Source organism: Roseateles asaccharophilus (assembly GCF_004362405.1).
Taxonomy (GTDB): Bacteria; Pseudomonadota; Gammaproteobacteria; order Burkholderiales; family Burkholderiaceae_C; genus Kinneretia; species Kinneretia asaccharophila.
In genome coordinates this window covers 353,730-370,398 of sequence record NZ_SNXE01000004.1, presented here as the reverse complement: position 1 = coordinate 370,398, position 16,669 = coordinate 353,730, and the positions used below count along the sequence as shown (strand labels likewise).

Genomic DNA, 16,669 nt, shown 5'->3' with positions numbered 1-16,669 from the left:
GCTATGTGATGGAGTCCGGCCTCATCACCATGACCGGCGAGGGCAAGACCCTGCTCAACGATCCCAAGGTTCGCGCCGCCTATCTGGGCGAGTGAGCCTGGGGCATCGGGCCGAGGGCCTGATGCAGCAGAGCCTCCTGTTCACGCTGGTGCAGCAGTTGAGAGGCGGTGGCGCCCGCTGCCGTGTTGGGGCGGGCCACCGTCTGCAGTCTGGCGGAGGGGGGCTGCAGCGCTTCCAGCTCGTCGCGCACGAAGAACCAGGCGCCCTGGTTGAGCGTCTCCTCCTGGGCCCAGACCAGGGTATCCAGCCGAGGGTAGCGCTTGAGCAAGCGCTCCAGCGCTGCGCGCGGGAAGGGGTAGAGCTGCTCCAGGCGCAGCAGGGCAATGTGCTCGCCTGCTGGCCCCAGGTCTGCGCGCGCTGCCAGCAGGTCGTAGAAAAGCTTGCCGCTGCAAAGCAGTACGCGGCTCGCCTCGCGCCGGCCATGGTCGGGGTCGTCCAGCACAGGTTGGAACTCGCCATCTAGCAGAGCGGCGAGGGGCGCGTGTGAGGCGGGCTGCTTGTAGAGCCGGGTCTTGGGCGCCATCACCACCAGGGGCTTGCGCTGCGGATCCAGGGCCTGGCGGCGCAGCAGATGGAAATGCTGTGCCGAGCTGCTGGGGCAGACCACGCGCAGATTGTCCGCCCCGCACAGCAGCAGAAAGCGGCTCAGGAAAGCGCTGGAATGCTCGGGGCCTATGCCCTCATAGCCGTGCGGCAGCAAGAGCACCAGGCCGCTGGTGCAGCCCCACTTCTCCTCGCCGCAGGCCAGGTACTGGTCGATATAGACCTGGGCGCCGTTCACGAAGTCGCCGAACTGCGCCTCCCACAGGCTCAGCCCGGCGCGGTCCTGCACGCTATGGCCGTACTCGTAGCCCAGCACAGCCTCCTCGGACAGGGGCGAGTTGATGATCTCCAGCGGCGTGGCGCCCGCCACCTGGCGCAGGGGCATGAGGCTGCCGCCCGAGCCGGGCTGCTGGTCGAACCACAGGGCCTGGCGATGCATGAAGGTGCCGCGGCAGACATCCATGCCCGTGAGGCGCAGCCCGATGCCGGCACGCAGCAAGGTGGCATAGGCGAGGTTTTCGGCCAGGCACCAGTCGATGGGTTGGCGCAGATCGCCGCCCAGCGAGCGGCGCCAGTGCGCGATCAGTTCCGCCACCAGGGCATGGGGCTTGAAACCGGATGGCAGGCGGCACATGGCCTCCACCAGCTGGCTCAAGCCAGCCTGGTCGCCGACGGGCGCCTCTCGCCAGGCGCCGGCCGGCACGGGCGGGGGCGGTTCCGGCGTGCCCGCGCCGGGGGCGGCCGCATCATCCGCAAAGACGGTGGTTTGGCTGGCGCCGCGCTCCAGGCCCTCATGTCGGGCGACCACGGCGTACAGACGTGGGCTGGTGAGCGTGGGAAGATCGTGCTCCGAGTGCCCCAAGCGACGGTAACCCACCAGATCGATCAGCACATCGCAGCCAAAGCGCTCACGGTAGGCCGAGGCGATGCGCGCAGCGCGTGGTAGCTCGGCCAGGGCCTCGGCGTTCAGGCGCAGCACGGGGGCGTCCACCATGCGCGCAATATCGCTGGCGTACTGGGCCTGGCGGCCGTCCAGGGGATTGGGCTCGGTGAAGCCCAGCTGGTTGTTGATCAGGATGTGCACCGTGCCGCGCACCGTGTAGCCGGGGCGGCGCGCCAGCATCAGGCTCTCCATCACCACACCCTGACCGGCGAAGGCGGCGTCGCCGTGCAGCATCAGACTGGCGGCGCGGCCTGAGCGGGCGCCGCGCGTCATGCCCAGCACCACGGGGTAGATGCTCTGCAGATGCGAGGGGTTGTGGGCCAGGTTGAGCCAGATCGCGCCCTGGGGCGTGCTGATGCGGCTGCGCAGGCCCAGGTGATAGACCAGATCGCGCTGCAGTTCGGGCTGCCGGGGCTGAGCTTCGAAGTAGTCGAAAACCTGGGCCGGCTTCATGCCCAGCAGGTTCACGAGCAGATTGACGCGGCCGCGGTGCGGCATGCCCATGAAGATCTCGTTGAGCCCGCGCTGGGCTGCCTCGGCCAGCAGGGCGTCCACCAGGGGCAGCAGGGCCTCGCAGCCCTCTAGCGAGAAACGCTTGGCCTGCGGCTGGCGCTGGCCCATGTGCCGCTCCCAGTCCTGGGCCTGCTGCCAGCGGGCTTGCAGGGCCACCAGTTGCGTCTCGCTGCAGGCCGGGGCCTCTGCCTCGAACTGCTGGTGCAACCACTGGCGGCGGCCATCGTCGCGCACCGCGCTGCAGTCCAGGCTCAGCGGGCCGCAGTAGACCGCATGCAGGCGCGCCTGGAGCTGGGCCACGCTCAGCGGCGCCGTGCTGCCGACGGCCTCCTGCGGCGCCAAGCCGAAGCGCTCCGGCGCCAGCCAGTCGCCGGGCTCGGCGCGAGGGGCCAGACCCAGCGGGTCCAGCGGCGCGCAGCGGTGGCCATGCTGGCGGTAGGCCTCGATGAAGGCCAGCACCCTGGCGTCCACGCCGGGGCTGTGGGGGCCGGGCAAGGGCAAGGAAGCCCCCAGTGCCAGGTTTGCTGCCGCAGGGGGCAGACGTTCTGTGCTCATGAACAACTCCTGACGGCCCGCGCAGCGCCCAGGCGGGGCCGGCGCGGGCCGCCGGCGCCGGGCCCGCGGGCCATGCGCCTAGAGGCTGAAGGTACGCACCGTGTCGGTCAGCCGATCGGCTTGGTCCTGCAGTGCCCGAGCACTGGCCGTGCTTTGCTCAACCATGGCGGCATTCTTCTGCGTGGTGTCGTCCATCTGGATGATGGCCTCGTTCACCTGCTCGATGCCGCTGCTCTGCTCGCGGCTGGAAGCGGTGATCTCAGCCACCACCTCGCTGACGCGCTTGATACTGGTCACGACCTGGCCCATGGTGGCGCCAGCCTGCTCGACCATGCGGCTGCCGTTGTCGACCTGGCTGACCGAGTCATCGATCAGGGACTTGATCTCCTTGGCCGCGACCGCACTGCGCTGCGCGAGACTGCGCACCTCGGCGGCGACCACGGCAAAACCACGCCCCTGCTCGCCAGCACGAGCGGCTTCTACTGCGGCGTTGAGTGCCAGGATATTGGTCTGAAAGGCAATGCCGTCGATCACACCGATGATCTCGACGATGCGCTTGGAAGATGCCGAGATGGAGTTCATGGTCTCAACCACCTGGCTGACCACCTGACCGCCTTTGCCAGCCACCTCGGAGGCTGACTGAGCACAGCGATTGGCCTCGCCGGCGTTGTCTGCGCTCAGGCGGACGGAGGCGGTGAGTTGTTCCATGGCGGCAGCTGTCTGCTGCAGGGCGCTTGCTTGTTGCTCGGTGCGAGCGGACAGATCTGAATTGCCCGTCGTGACGTCGCGAGCGGCGTTCACGATGGTGTCGGCCCCCTGGCGCACCTGCGAAACAATCCGGTGCAGACTGTCCACCATGTGCTGCAAGGCCCCTACCAAGCGGCCGACCTCGTCGTGTCCCACCGCACGCTTGGTATAGCTCAACTGCCCTGCAGCGACGGTCTCGGCCAACTCGGTGGCGTATCGAATCGGATCGGTGATGGACCGGGTGATCAGGTATGCGGTCAGGCCGCCCAAGATGAGAGCTGCGGCGGAAGCCAGCAGCATGCGTAGCACGGCCGCTTTCGACGCTGCCTCGGCCTCTGCAACGTCGCGGATCATGGCCTCGGCCTGATACGTGACCATCTTGTCTATCAGGGCGTAGTAGCGTGCCTGGGGTGCCGGGATTTCGTCCTGGAACACCAGCATCGCGGCGTCGCGCTGCCCTGCACTGATGAGATCGAAGACTTTGCGCACGACGGTGCCGTAGGCCTTTCTGGCCTCCGACTGTTCCGCGAACATGGCCTTGGACTCTGCGGTGTGCAAGAGCTTCTCGAAGCGGGCAAAGTTCTCAGTGTTCTCCGCTCGAATGAGTGCGTACTCATCCATATAGCGCTTTTGCCGCTCCGCTGTGCTGGCCATCAAGATACGGGACAGCGTGAGCGCCCCTCGATCGCCGACCGCCTTGATCTGATTGCTCATGGCGATCTGGGCGTATCGATCGTCCACCACTTGGTCCATGGTGGCGCTGACCCCGCGCAAAATGGTGAGCGCCGTTGCCAGTATCACCAGCATCAACGCGAACACGATGGAAAAAGCAAGGCCCAGACGCGAGCCCACCCGCAGGTCCGATAACTTCTTCATCTTTTGCTCCCTTGTGAGACACGCCGGATATGCAGTCCGGGCGTCGTCCGTCCCGATGCAGGGCCGTGACGACAGGAGCAAGCCTAGCGGCAAAGCCGGGCCGTAGGCGGAGAAAACCCCATGCCGCGCTAGGGGTCTTGGGCGGCGCTGGTGTCGGGAGCCGTGGTCGGGCCCCCCGGGAGTTCAGTCCAGCTTGGCGCCCGAGCGCTTGACCACGCCCTCGTACTTGGCCAGCTCGCTCTTGACGAAGGCGCCGAACTGCTCCGGCGTGCTGGGCGCAGGCTCGGCCATCAGGGCGGCCATGCGGCTCTTCATCTCGGGCGAGTTCAGGGCCTCGACAAAGGCGGCGTTCAAGGTCTTGACCGTTTCGGGGGCCAGCTTGGCCGGCCCGAAGATGCCGAACCAGGTGTTGATGTCGAACTTCGACAGGCCCAGGGCGGCCGGGCTTTCAGCAATGGCCGGGGTCTCCGGCTGTGCTGGGCTGCGCTTGGCCGTGGTCACGGCGAGCGCCTTGAGCTTGCCCGACTTGATATTGGCCGAGGCACTGGCCAGGTTGTCGAAGTTCAGGTCCACCTGACCGGAGACCAGGGCCAGCTGGGCAGGGTTGCCGCCGGAGTAGGGGATGTGGGTCATGAAGACCCCGGCCTGGGCCTTGAACATCTCACCGGCCAGATGGCCTGCGCTGCCGTTGCCGCCGGAGCCGTAGTTGAGCTTGCCGGGGTTCTTCTTGGCGTAGGCCACGAGGTCGGCCACGCTCTCGATCTTCAGGCGCTGAGCAGTCTCGGTGTTCATCACCAGCACATTGGGCACACGGGCCACCAGGGTGATGGGCGTGAAGTCGCGGATGGGGTCGTAGGGGATCTTGCTGAAGAGCCAGGGATTGATGGCATGGGTGGCCACGGCGCCCATCACCAGGGTCTGACCATCGGGCGCGGCCTTGGCCACCAGATCGGCACCGATATTGCCGCCGGCACCGGCCTTGTTCTCGATGATGACCACGCCCAGCTTGTCTTTGACGCGCTCGGCCAAGGCCCGGGCCACGATGTCCAGCGGGCCGCCCGGCGCATAGGGCACGACCAGACGGATGGGCTTGTTGCCCTGGGCTTGGGCGGGAGCGCCCGCCAGCAAGCTCAGGCCGGTGGCCAGACTCAGGGCGCTGAGCGTCAGCAGGCGGCGGGTCTTGTGCGTGGATGAGGTCTTCATGCCTCAAGCCTAGCAGCCCGCAGCCCCAGCGAAGCGCCGCTGTTTCGCAGTGCGCACGCCGGAAGCATCCGGCGTGCGCCACAGTTCACGCGGCGGGCTTGACCAGCTTGCTGCGGGCCCAGGCATCGGCCACGCGAGCCGGGGTGGACTGCTCGCTGCGCACGCGCTCCAGCAACTCGGCCACGCGTTCGCGGATGCGGCCCACCTCGGCCATCACGCGGCCTTCCTCGCCCTCGCCGCGGTACTCGCGGGCTACCGAGATGATGCCGCCGGCATTCACCAGGTAGTCGGGCAGGTAGGTGATGCCGCGGGCCTGCAGGGCATCACCCTCGGCGGCGGTGGCCAGCTGGTTGTTGGCGGCGCCGGCCACCAGCTTGGCGCTGATGGTGGGCACGCTGGTGGCGCTGAGCGTGGCACCTAGGGCGCAGGGGGCCAGCACGTCCGCGTCGGCCGCGATGATGGCGTCGATGGCCACGGCCTGGGCGCCGAACTGGGCCTGGGCGCGCTCCACCTTGGCAGCGTCGATATCGGCCACGATCAGCTGGGCGCCGGCCTGGTGCAGGTACTCGGCCAGATGCCAGCCCACCGCGCCCAGACCCTGGATGGCCACGCGCACGCCCTCCAGCGAGCTGCGGCCCAGCACGCGCTTCACGCCCTCGTCGATGGAGACGAAGACGCCATAGGCCGTCTTGGGGCTGGGGTCGCCACCGAAGGCGCCACCGTCGCGCGGGATGCCGCTGACGAACTGGGTGTGGGCCAGCATGCCGCGCATATCGGCCGTGGTGGTGCCCACGTCCTCGGCGGTGATGTAGTCGCCGGCCAGGGACTGCACGGCGCGGCCGAAGGCGGCGAAGAGCGCGGCGCGGTCAAACTCACCCTGCGGCTTGATGATCACGGCCTTGCCGCCGCCGAAGGGCAGATCGGCCAGGGCGTTCTTGAGGCTCATGCCCTGTGAGAGGCGCAGCGCATCGTTCAGCGCGGCCAGCTCGTTGTCATAGCTCCAGAAGCGGCAGCCGCCGAAGGCCGGGCCGCGGGCGGTGCTGTGCACGGCGAGGATGGCACGCAGGCCGGTCTGGGCGTCGGCGGCCAGCAGTACCTTCTCGTGCGGTGCCTGGTCGGGCAGGCCGAAGAGCGAGCTGGGCAGGGAGGAAGCGGGGGCGGACGCCAGGGCGCGCGCGAGATCGTGGGTGATCGCGTTCATGGAGCAGGGCACTCGTGATGCAGGAATGAGGGAGGCGCCGCCGCGGGAAACGGAGGTCGCCGCAAGCCGCGCTTGTGGCGCGGCCGGGCGGGAGTGTAGCCGTGCGCGTTGCGCCCCGGCCAGCCACCTGGGCATGGGGCCATGCCCGCTTTGCATCAAGAGGTCGCCGCAGGCGGGCGGCGCCGCTGCAAGCCCTCAGGGGCCTTGGAAACCACCCGCGCGCAGGGTCAGGACCAGGGTGTCCCGGTGGCCGTGTTCGGCCGCGGGCTGGATGGGCGTGGTCTCGTGGATCATGCGCTCATCGTCCAGCAGCAGCAGGGTCCAGGGCGCGGTCATGGTGAAGCGCTGGCCCTGGGGGCCGCGGGCCTCGAAGACGCGGGACTCACCGCCCTTGATGCCTGCGCGCTCGATCATGAAGACCGCCACGAAGTCCACGCCGTCGCGGTGGGCGCCCTCGGGGGTGGGGCGGCCGATGCCGTCCGTGGTGTCGATGCGGAACTGGTGGGCCTCGATGAACCAGGGCTGCTCGCCCTTGAGGGCCGAGGCCACCCGGGCCAGGCCCGTCAGCAGACGTTGCCAGGCGGGCAGGGCCACGGCCTCGGGCCGCATGGGCTCGAACCAGCGCTCGATGCCGCCGTGCAGGGCGTTGTAGTCAAGCGGCTGCCAGTGGGCGCGATGCTCGACCTGGCGCAATTGCTGCCCCTCGGCCACGAAGCAGCTGTGGCGGCGAAAACGGTAGCGGCCGCCATCGCGCAGATAGCCGTCCGGCGGCAGCTCGCTCCAGAAGGGCTGCAGCGCGGCGAGTTCGGCCGCCGTGACGCCGAAGGCCCGCTGCACGGTGGCGGGCGAGATCACCACATGGCCCAGCTCGCGGAGCTGGCTCTCGAACCGGTCGGCGGCGGCGTAGGGTGGCTCAAACATCAGTGCTTGTCCGCTTCGGAGGTGAAGGCGTCGGCGTAGAACTCCTCGGCGGGCAGCTGGCAGGTCGCCACGAAATCGCGCTGGGCCGATTCCACCATGATGGGGGCGCCGCAGGCATAGACCTGGTGGCCGGAGAGATCGGGGAAGTCCTGCATCACCGCCTGGTGCACAAAGCCCGTGCGACCGGTCCAGCCGTCCTCGGCCTTGGGCTCGGAGAGCACCGGCACATAGCGCAGCTGGGGCAGGCGGGCCGCGGCTTGCAGGGCCCAGTCGTGCAGATAGAGGTCGGCCTGGCTGCGGCAGCCCCAGTACAGCGTGACCGGGCGGCTCAGGCCCAGATGTTCGATGCGTTCGATGATGGCCTTGATGGGCGCAAAGCCCGTGCCGCTGGCTAGCAGCACGATGGGCTTGTCGCTGTCCTCGCGCAGGAAGAAGCTGCCGAAGGGGCCTTCCATGCGCAGGATGTCCTTCTCCTTCATCGCGCCGAACACATGGTCGGTGAATTTGCCGCCGGGCATGTGGCGGATGTGCAGCTCGATCGCGGCCGGCGTGCCCAGATTGTGGGGCGCGTTGGCCATGGAATAGCTGCGGCGCGCGCCGTCGCGCAGGATGAACTCCACATACTGGCCGGCGTGGAACTGGAAGTTCTGATTGGCCGGCAGCTGCAGGCGCAGCACGGCCACATCGGCCGCGGGCTTTGTCAGGCTCAGCACCCGGCTGGGCAGCTTGAGCACGGGGAACTCGCCGGCGCCGGGCACGGTGCGGGCTTCGAGCGAGCAGTCGGTCTGCGGCGTGGCGCAGCAGGTGAGGACGAAGCCGGCGGCTTCTTCCTCGGGCGTCAGGGTCTTGGGCTGGTGGGCGCCATGGATCACCCGGCCCTCGAGCAGACGGCTCTTGCAGGAGCCGCAGGCGCCATCCTTGCAGCCATAGGGCAGGCCCACGCCTTGTCGGATGGCGGCACCCAAGAGGGTCTCCTCTCGTTCCACTTCAAAGACACGGCCGCTGGGTTGGACGGTGACCTGGAAATTCATGGTGATCTGGGCTCTTGTTGCCTGGCGCTAGGACAAAAAACACGGCCCGCATCGAGGGGGAGCGGGCCGTACACTCGGCCTCTATTTTGCCCGAGCCCGTAAAGTCTTCGCCCTGCCCTTGCCCATGAGCCTGCGCCTCTCGCCCCCCCGTCTCCTGATCATCGGTTGCGGCGATGTGGGCCTGCGGGTGCTGAGGCAGCTGGGCGGGCGCTTGCCGGTGTTTGCGCTGAGCTCTAGCCCGGCGCGCTTCGAGGTTCTGCGTGCGGCCGGCGCCACGCCGCTATGGGGCGATCTGGACCGACCCGAGACCCTGGCACGTCTCGCCGGTCTGGCCGACCGGGTGCTGCATCTGGCGCCACCGCAGAACCAGGGTCGGGAGGACCGGCGCACGCTCAATCTGCTGCGCGCTTTGGCGCGCGACCGGGCGCCGCAGGCCCTGGTCTATACCAGCACCACCGGCGTGTATGGCGATGCGGGCGGGGCGCGCTTTGACGAGACCCGGCCCGTGGCTCCGGCCACCGACCGCGCCGCGCGGCGCGTGGATGCCGAGCAGCGCCTGCGCTGGTTTGGCGCGAACTTCGGCTGCCGGGTCAGCATCCTGCGCGTGCCGGGCATCTATGCCGGCGACCGTGCCGGCGGCCATCCGCGCGAGCGTCTGCTGCGCGGCACGCCGGTGCTGGTGGCCGAGGACGATGTCTACACCAACCATGTGCATGCCGATGATCTGGCGCGCGCCTGCCTGGCGGCGCTGTGGCGTGGCCGCCCGCAGCGCGTGGTCCATGCCAATGACGACAGCGAGCTCCTGATGGGCGAGTACTTCGAGCTGGCGGCTCGGCTCTGCGAGCTGCCGCCGCCGCCGCGCATCACGCGGGCGCAGGCGGCCGAACAGATGTCGCCGCTGCAGCTGAGCTTCTGGAGCGAGTCGCGCCGGCTGGTGAACCGCCGGCTCAAGGCCGAGCTGCGCCTGCGGCTGCGCTATCCGCAGCCGGCCCAGGGCCTGCTGGCCTGAGCCCGCCGCGGCGGCACCAGGGCTTCAGCGACGGCGCGCGCTGCGCCAGTAGCGGATCAACAGATAGGCGCCCAGCATGCCGCCCAGATGGGCGAAGTGGGCAATGCCGCTGCGGCCGGTCAGGCCCATCAGCAGCTCCAGCGCGCCGAAGATGGCCACGAAGTACTTGGCCTTCATGGGAATGGGCGGGAACAGGGGCATGATGATGCGGTCCGGGAACAGCATGCCGAAGGACAGCAGCAGGCCGAACATCGCGCCCGAGGCGCCCACCGTCGGCGTGTAGGCGCCGATCAGCAGGGTGAAGATCAACTGCACCGCGGCCGCGCTGAGGATGCTGGCGGCCAGCATCTGCAGATAGCGCTTGGTGCCCCAGACCCGCTCCAGCTCCGAGCCGAACATCCACAGGCCCAGCATATTGAAGAACAGGTGCAGCATGTCGCCATGCAGGAAGGCGTAGCTCACCGGCTGCCAGGGCAGGAAGCGGCCGCTCTGCAGGGGCCAGAGCATGAACAGGGGTTCCAGGCCCGGCAGTAGGATGAAGGCGCAGAACAGGCCCACGCAGGCCAGCATGAAGGCTTTGGTCACCGGAGGCAGATGGGGCATGGCGGGGCAGGGCGCTTCGTGAAGGTGGTTGCGGCCGCAGGGCTCGCGGCTCAGCGGCTGAGTGTATGCGCTGAAGCAGGGCCGCCCTGACGAACGGGTGTCGCGGCGTGCCACGGCGCGAGTTGCGGACGCAAAAAAGCCCCGACCAGCGGGGCTTGTTGGCGGGCGCATGAGCGCCTTGTCCAGCGCGCAGTGATCAAGCCCAAGAAGCTTGGTGCCCGGGGCCGGACTCGAACCGGCACACCTTGCGGCGGGGGATTTTGAGTCCCCTGCGTCTACCGATTTCGCCACCCGGGCATCTCGGCTCGACACACTGCATGTGAGAGCCTCAGATTATGCCATGCAATCAGTGGCGCGGGCTGCGACAATCGCCGCATGAACAGCAAAGCCTACCCGACCCTTGAGGATGTGATCGGCAACACGCCCTTGGTGCGCCTGCAGCGCCTGGGGTCAGAGCTTGCCTCCCGCGGCAATGTGATCCTGGCCAAGCTGGAGGGCAACAACCCCGCCGGTTCGGTGAAAGACCGGCCCGCCATCAGCATGATCCGCCGTGCCGAGGAGCGGGGTGATATCAAGCCGGGCGACACCTTGATCGAGGCCACCTCGGGCAATACCGGCATTGCCCTGGCCATGGCCGCGGCCATACGGGGCTACCGCATGGTGCTGATCATGCCGGAGGACCTGTCCATCGAGCGGGCCCAGACCATGAAGGCCTTTGGCGCCGAGCTCATCCTGACCCCGCGCTCCGGCGGCATGGAATATGCCCGCGATCTGGCCGAGAAGATGCAGGCCGAGGGCAAGGGTCGTGTGCTGGACCAGTTTGCCAACGAGGACAACCCGCGGGTTCACTATGAGACCACCGGGCCTGAGATCTGGCGCGATACCGAGGGTCGCGTCACCCACTTCGTGAGCGCCATGGGCACCACCGGCACCATCACCGGCACCTCGCGCTTTCTCAAGGAAAAGAACCCCGAGGTCCGCATCGTCGGGGCCCAGCCTTCGGAAGGCTCGCGCATCCCGGGCATCCGCAAATGGCCCGAGGCCTATCTGCCCAAGATCTACAAGCCGGCCGCCGTGGACGAGCTGGTCTATGTGAGCCAGTCCGACGCCGAGGACATGGCCCGCCGCCTGGCGCGCGAGGAAGGCCTGTTCGGTGGCATCTCGGCCGCGGGCGCCTGCTGGGTGGCGCTGCAGCTGGCTCGCCAGGTGGAGAACGCCACCATCGTTTTCGTGGTCTGCGACCGCGGCGACCGCTACCTGTCCACCGGGGTGTTTCCCGCCTGAGGCGGCGACACGTGCCCACCTAGAATCGCCAGCTCGGAGAACGCATGAACATGGACATTCACAAGGAACTCGATACCCGCGGTCTGAACTGTCCGCTGCCCATCCTCAAGGCCAAGAAGGCGCTGGCCGAGATGGAAAGTGGCCAGCTGCTCAAGGTGGTGGCCACCGATCCCGGCTCCACCCGTGACTTCCAGGCCTTTGCCCGCCAGACCGGCAATGAGCTGGTGGAGCAGAGCAGCCAGGGCGACGAGTTCATCCACGTGCTCAAGCGCCGCTGAGCGCAGCCGCGCCCCGTGCATGAAAAAGGCCACCCTCGGGTGGCCTTTGCGCTTTGGGGCCTGGCCCCTCAGATATCCAGCTTCTGCAGGTAGTCCCGGAAGCCCGGGCCCAGCTGCGGGTGAGCCAGGGCCAGTTCCACATTGGCCTGCAGAAAGCCTTCCTTGCTGCCGCAGTCGTAGCGCTTGCCCTCGTAGCGGTAGGCGAAGACCTTCTCGCGGCGCAGCAGGCCGGCAATGCCATCGGTCAGCTGGATCTCACCGCCCACGCCGCGGGGCTGGTTGGCAATCTCGTGGAAGACGCCCGGCGTCAGGATGTAGCGGCCGGCCACGCCCAGGCGCGATGGCGCGACCTCGGGATCCGGTTTCTCGACGATGCGGCTCACGTCCACGAGCTGCTCGTTGACGGCGTTGCCGGCCACGATGCCGTAGCGCTTGGTGTGCTCGGCCGGCACTTCCTGCACCGCCAGGATGGAGGCGCGCCATTCCCTGAACTGCTCCACCATCTGCTTGAGCACGCCCTGACCCCCTTGTGGGCCCACCATCAGGTCATCGGCCAGCAGCACGGCAAAGGGCTCGTTGCCCACCAGACGCTGGGCGCAGAGCACGGCATGACCGAGACCCAGGGCCTGGGCCTGACGCACATAGATGCACTCCATATCGTCGGGCTTGACGCTGCGAACCACCTCCAGCAACTCACGCTTACCCGCCTGTTCGAGGGCTACCTCGAGCTCGAAGGTCATGTCAAAGTGGTCCTCGATCGGGCGCTTGTGCCGGCCCGTCACAAAGATCATCTCGCGCACGCCGGCGGCATAGGCTTCCTCGACGGCGTACTGGATCAGCGGCTTGTCCACCACCGGCAGCATTTCCTTGGGCTGGGCCTTGGTGGCCGGCAGGAATCGGGTGCCCAGGCCTGCTACCGGGAAGATCGCTTTGTTGACCATCATTTCCGTACACTCTCCTTTTGACCGCGGCCATTGTGTCATGGTGCAAGAGTGTCTTTTTTAAGGATTGCAAGGCTGTGAAGCATGAGCCTGTTGATTGTTGAGCCGCTGGAGGCGGAGGTGGTGCAGTGGCTGGCGGAGCGCCATGCCGTGCATTACGCCCCTGAGCTGGCGAGCAATCCGCAAGCTCTGCGCGCCGCACTGGCCCATGTCCAGGGGCTGGTGCTGCCGCCCCATGTGCCGCTGGATGGCCAGCTGCTGCGTCAGGCACCCCGGCTGCGGGTGGTGGCGCGCATGAGTGCCGGCCCCGAGAACATCGATGTCGATGCCTGCCGTGCAGCGCGGGTTGAGGTCGTTCGAAGCCTGACCGCCACCGCCAGTGCCGAGGCCGAGTTTGTGGTGGGCGCCTTGCTGGCCTTGCTGCGCCGGGTGCCGGTGCTTAGCAGCGACGGCATGCTGGTGGGCCGGGAGCTGGGCTGTGCCACCGTGGGCCTGATCGGCATGAGCCCGGCGGCACGCATGCTGGCTCAGCTCTTGCCGGCTTTCGGCACGCGGGTGGTGGGCTATGACCCCAGCCTGCACCAGAGCGAGCCCCTGTGGGCACAGTGGGGCATCGAGCCATTGCCCCTGCGCGAGCTCATGGAGCAAAGCGATGGGGTCAGCGTGCAGCTGGCCTATTTCCTGCGCTACCGCGGCCTGATCGGCGAGCGCGTACTGGGCTTTGCCAAGCCGGGGCAGGTGCTGGTGAGCATTGCGCACTCGGCCGTGTTTGATGAGCAGGCCCTGGCCGATGCCATGAGCAGCGGGCGTGTTCTGGCCGCCTGGTTCGACAGTCTGGAACCGGGGCTGCTGGAGCCTGGCCGGCCCCTGCATGGCCTGGAGGGCGTGCAGGTCACGCCGCGCCTGGCAAGCACGACCCGTGAGTCGCGGGTGCGCGCAGCCTGGGGTGTGGCACGCCGCATGGACGAGCTGCTGACCGTGCCGCCACCGGCCGCGGCGGACTTTCGGGCGACCTATCCAGCCGATCTGCCCGAGCCTGCCTTGGCCTCGTCTCGCTGGCGCTAAGCAGCGTATGAGGACTGGCCTCAGCGGCCCAGCAACTGACTGAGCTGCGCGCGCAAGCGCGTCACGGTGTTGCCGAAGTCGGCAATGCGCTGGCGCTCCTGCTCCACGACGGCGGCCGGGGCGCGGGCCACAAAGCTCTCGTTGGAGAGCTTGGCCGTGGCCTTGGCCACTTCGCCCTCCAGGCGGGCGAGCTCCTTGGACAGACGGGCCTTCTCCGCCTCCACATCGATCTCCACCTTGAGTGCCAGGCGCGCCGCCCCATGCACCAGCACCGGCGACATGGCGCTGGCCTGGTTGAAGGCGGCCTCGTCCTCGATCAGCTCCACCTTCTCCAGCTTGGCCAGCACCTTGAGCGCGGCCGCGGCTTCGCGGATGAAGCTCAGATCGCCGCCCACCAGCAGGGGCACGCGGTCCGAGGGGCTCAGGCCCATCTCGCTGCGCAGGCTGCGGCAGGTGCTGACCACGGACTTGAGCTGCTCCACCCAGGCGCTGGCGGCGGGGTCGATCTTCTCGGGCTGGGCCACGGGGTAGGCGGCCGTGACCAGGTAGTCGCTGGTCTTGCGGCCGGCCACCGGGGCCACGGTCTGCCACAGCTCCTCGGTGATGAAGGGTGCCACCGGATGCAGCAGGCGCAGCACGGTTTCCAGCACGCGGATCAGGGTGCGGCGGGTGCCGCGGGCGGCGGCCTCCTTGCCCTCGTCCTTGGCCACCTGCAGCTGCACCTTGGCGATTTCCAGGTACCAGTCACAGTACTCGTTCCAGACGAAGTCGTAGATGGCGTTTGCCACATTGTCCAGGCGGTAGTCGGCAAAGCCCTGGGCCACGGCGGCTTCCACCTTCTGCAGCTCGCTGGCAATCCAGCGGTCGGCCTGCGAGAAGTGGTTGTAGCCCGGCGGGCAGTGGCCCGGCTCATGGGCCAGGCCGCAATCCTGGCCCTCGGTGTTCATCAGCACGAAGCGCGTGGCGTTCCACAGCTTGTTGCAGAAGTTGCGATAGCCCTCGCAGCGCTTGCTGTCGAAATTGACCGAGCGACCCAGGGTGGCCATGGCCGCGAAGGTGAAGCGCAGCGCATCGGCGCCATAGCCGGGGATGCCCTCGGGGAACTCCTTCTCGGTGGCCTTGCGCACCTTCGGCGCGGTCTCGGGCTTGCGCAGACCCTGGGTGCGCTTGTCCAGCAGGGGGGCGAGCTCAATGCCGTCGATCAGGTCCACCGGGTCCAGCACATTGCCCTCGGACTTGCTCATCTTCTTGCCCTGCGCATCCAGCACCAGGCCGTGGATGTACACATGCTTGAAGGGCACCTGGCCGGTGAAATGCTTGGTCATCATGATCATCCGGGCGACCCAGAAGAAGATGATGTCGTAGCCGGTCACCAGCACGGAGGAGGGCAGGAAGAGGTCCTGCTCCAGGGTCTTGGCGGGCCAGCCCAGGGTGGAGAAGGGCACCAGGGCGGAGGAGTACCAGGTGTCCAGCACGTCCTCGTCGCGCTTGAGGGTCTTGCCAGGGGCCTTGGCCTGGGCTTCGGCTTCGCTGCGGGCGACGATGACATTGCCGTCCTCGTCGTACCAGGCCGGGATCTGGTGGCCCCACCAGAGCTGGCGCGAGATGCACCAGTCCTGGATGTTCTTCATCCACTGGTTGTAGGTGTTGACCCAGTTCTCGGGCACGAACTTGACCTCACCGCTGGACACGGCCTCGATGGCCTCCTCGGCGATGCTCTTGCCATTGGCGCCGGCCTTGCTCATGGCGACGAACCACTGGTCGGTCAGCATGGGCTCGATCACCTGGCCGGTGCGGGCGCAGCGCGGCACCATCAGCTTGTGCTTCTTGACCTCGACCAGCAGGTTCTCGGCCTCCAGCTGGGCCACGATCTTCTTGCGCGCGACGAAGCGGTCCAGGCCGACGTACTCGGCCGGGATCTCTGCCACCTCGGCATTGCTGACCTTGGCTTCCAGATCGAAGATGGTCAGCATGGGCAGGCCATGGCGCTGGCCCACCTGGTAGTCATTGGTATCGTGCGCGGGCGTCACCTTGACCACGCCGGTGCCGAAGTCCTTGTCCACGTATTCGTCGGCAATCACCGGCACCAGGCGGCCGGTCACGGGCAGCTTCACCTGCTGGCCGATCAGATGCTTGTAGCGCTCGTCCTCGGGATGGACCATCACGGCCGTGTCGCCCAGCAGGGTTTCGGGGCGGGTGGTGGCCACGACCAGGGACTCCGTGCCCTCGGCCAGCGGATAGCGGATATGCCAGAGCGAGCCGTCTTCCTCCTCGCTCTCCACCTCCAGGTCGGAGACGGCGGACTTCAGGATGGGGTCCCAGCTCACCAGGCGCTTGCCGCGGTAGATCAGGCCCTCTTCGTAGAGGCGCACAAAGGTCTCGGTCACCACGCCCGAGAGCTTCTCGTCCATGGTGAAGTACTCGTGCTCCCAGGAGACCGAGTCGCCCATGCGGCGCATCTGCTGGGTGATGGTGTTGCCGCTCTGCTGCTTCCATTCCCAGACGCGGGCGACGAAGTTCTTGCGGCCCAGGTCATGACGGCTCTGACCCTGGCCCTGCAGCTGGCGTTCCACCACAATCTGGGTGGCGATGCCGGCATGGTCGGTGCCGGGTACCCACAGGGTGTTGCAGCCCTTCATGCGGTGGTAGCGCGTCAACGAGTCCATGATGGTCTGGTTGAAGGCATGGCCCATATGCAGGGTGCCGGTCACATTGGGCGGCGGCAGCTGGATGCAGAAGGATTCGCGCGCCGGATCCAGGCTGGGCTTGTACAGGCCCTTGGATTCCCACAGCGGGCCCCAATGGGCTTCGAGGGCAGCAGGTTCGAAAGACTTCGCGAGTTCGGTCATGGTGGCGGCAGGCGCCTGCGGCGGTCGCGGCGCGGTGGAGGTCTCAG

Annotated in this window: 13 protein-coding genes, 1 tRNA gene and 1 pseudogene; 5 read left to right on the top strand and 10 right to left on the bottom strand. The window is 67.8% G+C overall.

Annotation, left to right across the window (positions count from 1 at the left end; translation table 11 throughout):
* A pseudogene (locus DFR39_RS11880) lies at positions 1 to 95 on the top strand (ABC transporter ATP-binding protein); the annotation flags it as partial.
* On the opposite strand, the gene DFR39_RS11875 reads toward DFR39_RS11880, so the two are convergent.
* From DFR39_RS11875 to DFR39_RS11850, 6 genes are all read right to left on the bottom strand, one after another.
* Positions 80 to 2,614, bottom strand: a complete 2,535-nt coding sequence (locus DFR39_RS11875) for a thiamine pyrophosphate-dependent enzyme (RefSeq protein WP_133603759.1) — start codon at positions 2,612 to 2,614, stop codon at positions 80 to 82. The pseudogene DFR39_RS11880 and the gene DFR39_RS11875 sit on opposite strands and share 16 nt — an antisense overlap.
* A 78-nt stretch (positions 2,615 to 2,692) precedes the next feature.
* Positions 2,693 to 4,237, bottom strand: a complete 1,545-nt coding sequence (locus DFR39_RS20380; RefSeq protein ID WP_133603758.1) for a methyl-accepting chemotaxis protein — start codon at positions 4,235 to 4,237, stop codon at positions 2,693 to 2,695.
* A gap of 183 nt (positions 4,238 to 4,420) precedes the next feature.
* Positions 4,421 to 5,440: a Bug family tripartite tricarboxylate transporter substrate binding protein gene (locus DFR39_RS11865; protein ID WP_133603757.1), complete on the bottom strand. Its 1,020-nt coding sequence runs from the start codon at positions 5,438 to 5,440 to the stop codon at positions 4,421 to 4,423.
* Between the two features lie 85 nt (positions 5,441 to 5,525).
* Positions 5,526 to 6,641: a Leu/Phe/Val dehydrogenase gene (locus DFR39_RS11860; protein ID WP_133603756.1), complete on the bottom strand. Its 1,116-nt coding sequence runs from the start codon at positions 6,639 to 6,641 to the stop codon at positions 5,526 to 5,528.
* A 195-nt stretch (positions 6,642 to 6,836) separates the two neighbouring features.
* The gene (locus tag DFR39_RS11855; protein WP_133603755.1) at positions 6,837 to 7,562 is read right to left on the bottom strand and encodes a 2OG-Fe dioxygenase family protein; all 726 of its coding nucleotides are present in this window, start codon (positions 7,560 to 7,562) and stop codon (positions 6,837 to 6,839) included.
* The gene (locus DFR39_RS11850; protein WP_133603754.1) at positions 7,562 to 8,593 is read right to left on the bottom strand and encodes a CDP-6-deoxy-delta-3,4-glucoseen reductase; all 1,032 of its coding nucleotides are present in this window, start codon (positions 8,591 to 8,593) and stop codon (positions 7,562 to 7,564) included. Before DFR39_RS11850 ends, DFR39_RS11855 begins: the two co-directional genes overlap by 1 nt.
* A gap of 124 nt (positions 8,594 to 8,717) precedes the next feature.
* Between DFR39_RS11850 and DFR39_RS11845 the strand changes: the two genes are divergently transcribed.
* Complete coding sequence (locus DFR39_RS11845) at positions 8,718 to 9,602, top strand: SDR family oxidoreductase (RefSeq protein ID WP_133603753.1); 885 nt, start codon at positions 8,718 to 8,720, stop codon at positions 9,600 to 9,602.
* 24 nt (positions 9,603 to 9,626) lie between these two features.
* Here the strand turns inward: DFR39_RS11845 and DFR39_RS11840 are convergent, their stop codons facing one another.
* Both DFR39_RS11840 and DFR39_RS11835 read right to left on the bottom strand, forming a co-directional pair.
* A complete protein-coding gene (locus tag DFR39_RS11840) occupies positions 9,627 to 10,205 on the bottom strand; it encodes a rhomboid family intramembrane serine protease (RefSeq protein WP_133603752.1) in 579 nt (192 codons plus the stop codon).
* A gap of 212 nt (positions 10,206 to 10,417) precedes the next feature.
* Positions 10,418 to 10,502, bottom strand: a tRNA-Leu gene (locus tag DFR39_RS11835).
* 78 nt (positions 10,503 to 10,580) lie between these two features.
* On the opposite strand from DFR39_RS11835, the gene cysM reads away from it, so the two are divergent.
* Together cysM and DFR39_RS11825 are read left to right on the top strand one after the other, a co-directional pair.
* On the top strand, positions 10,581 to 11,489 hold the full coding sequence (gene cysM, locus DFR39_RS11830; protein WP_133603751.1) for a cysteine synthase CysM: 909 nt from the start codon (positions 10,581 to 10,583) through the stop codon (positions 11,487 to 11,489).
* A 50-nt stretch (positions 11,490 to 11,539) separates the two neighbouring features.
* The gene (locus DFR39_RS11825) at positions 11,540 to 11,767 is read left to right on the top strand and encodes a sulfurtransferase TusA family protein (RefSeq protein ID WP_133603793.1); all 228 of its coding nucleotides are present in this window, start codon (positions 11,540 to 11,542) and stop codon (positions 11,765 to 11,767) included.
* A gap of 68 nt (positions 11,768 to 11,835) precedes the next feature.
* Here the strand turns inward: DFR39_RS11825 and galU are convergent, their stop codons facing one another.
* Positions 11,836 to 12,711 (bottom strand): UTP--glucose-1-phosphate uridylyltransferase GalU, encoded by an 876-nt coding sequence (galU, locus tag DFR39_RS11820; protein ID WP_133603750.1) that lies wholly within the window; start codon positions 12,709 to 12,711, stop codon positions 11,836 to 11,838.
* Positions 12,712 to 12,792: 81 nt separating this feature from the next.
* Between galU and DFR39_RS11815 the strand changes: the two genes are divergently transcribed.
* A complete protein-coding gene (locus DFR39_RS11815; protein WP_133603749.1) occupies positions 12,793 to 13,773 on the top strand; it encodes an NAD(P)-dependent oxidoreductase in 981 nt (326 codons plus the stop codon).
* 20 nt (positions 13,774 to 13,793) lie between these two features.
* Here DFR39_RS11815 and DFR39_RS11810 read toward each other — a convergent pair whose 3' ends face one another.
* Entirely contained in the window at positions 13,794 to 16,622 is a 2,829-nt protein-coding gene (locus tag DFR39_RS11810; protein WP_133603748.1) for a valine--tRNA ligase, read from the bottom strand.
* Positions 16,623 to 16,669 lie beyond the last annotated feature (47 nt).

Coding starts and splice junctions, on each gene's coding strand:
- DFR39_RS11825 (WP_133603793.1), top strand. CDS start 11,540: ATGGACATTCACAAGGAACTCGATACCCGCGGTCTGAACTGTCCGCTG.
- DFR39_RS11855 (WP_133603755.1), bottom strand. CDS start 7,562: ATGTTTGAGCCACCCTACGCCGCCGCCGACCGGTTCGAGAGCCAGCTC.
- galU (WP_133603750.1), bottom strand. CDS start 12,711: ATGATGGTCAACAAAGCGATCTTCCCGGTAGCAGGCCTGGGCACCCGA.
- DFR39_RS11845 (WP_133603753.1), top strand. CDS start 8,718: ATGAGCCTGCGCCTCTCGCCCCCCCGTCTCCTGATCATCGGTTGCGGC.
- cysM (WP_133603751.1), top strand. CDS start 10,581: ATGAACAGCAAAGCCTACCCGACCCTTGAGGATGTGATCGGCAACACG.
- DFR39_RS11875 (WP_133603759.1), bottom strand. CDS start 2,614: ATGAGCACAGAACGTCTGCCCCCTGCGGCAGCAAACCTGGCACTGGGG.
- DFR39_RS11860 (WP_133603756.1), bottom strand. CDS start 6,641: ATGAACGCGATCACCCACGATCTCGCGCGCGCCCTGGCGTCCGCCCCC.
- DFR39_RS11815 (WP_133603749.1), top strand. CDS start 12,793: ATGAGCCTGTTGATTGTTGAGCCGCTGGAGGCGGAGGTGGTGCAGTGG.
- DFR39_RS11850 (WP_133603754.1), bottom strand. CDS start 8,593: ATGAATTTCCAGGTCACCGTCCAACCCAGCGGCCGTGTCTTTGAAGTG.
- DFR39_RS11865 (WP_133603757.1), bottom strand. CDS start 5,440: ATGAAGACCTCATCCACGCACAAGACCCGCCGCCTGCTGACGCTCAGC.
- DFR39_RS11840 (WP_133603752.1), bottom strand. CDS start 10,205: ATGCCCCATCTGCCTCCGGTGACCAAAGCCTTCATGCTGGCCTGCGTG.
- DFR39_RS11810 (WP_133603748.1), bottom strand. CDS start 16,622: ATGACCGAACTCGCGAAGTCTTTCGAACCTGCTGCCCTCGAAGCCCAT.
- DFR39_RS20380 (WP_133603758.1), bottom strand. CDS start 4,237: ATGAAGAAGTTATCGGACCTGCGGGTGGGCTCGCGTCTGGGCCTTGCT.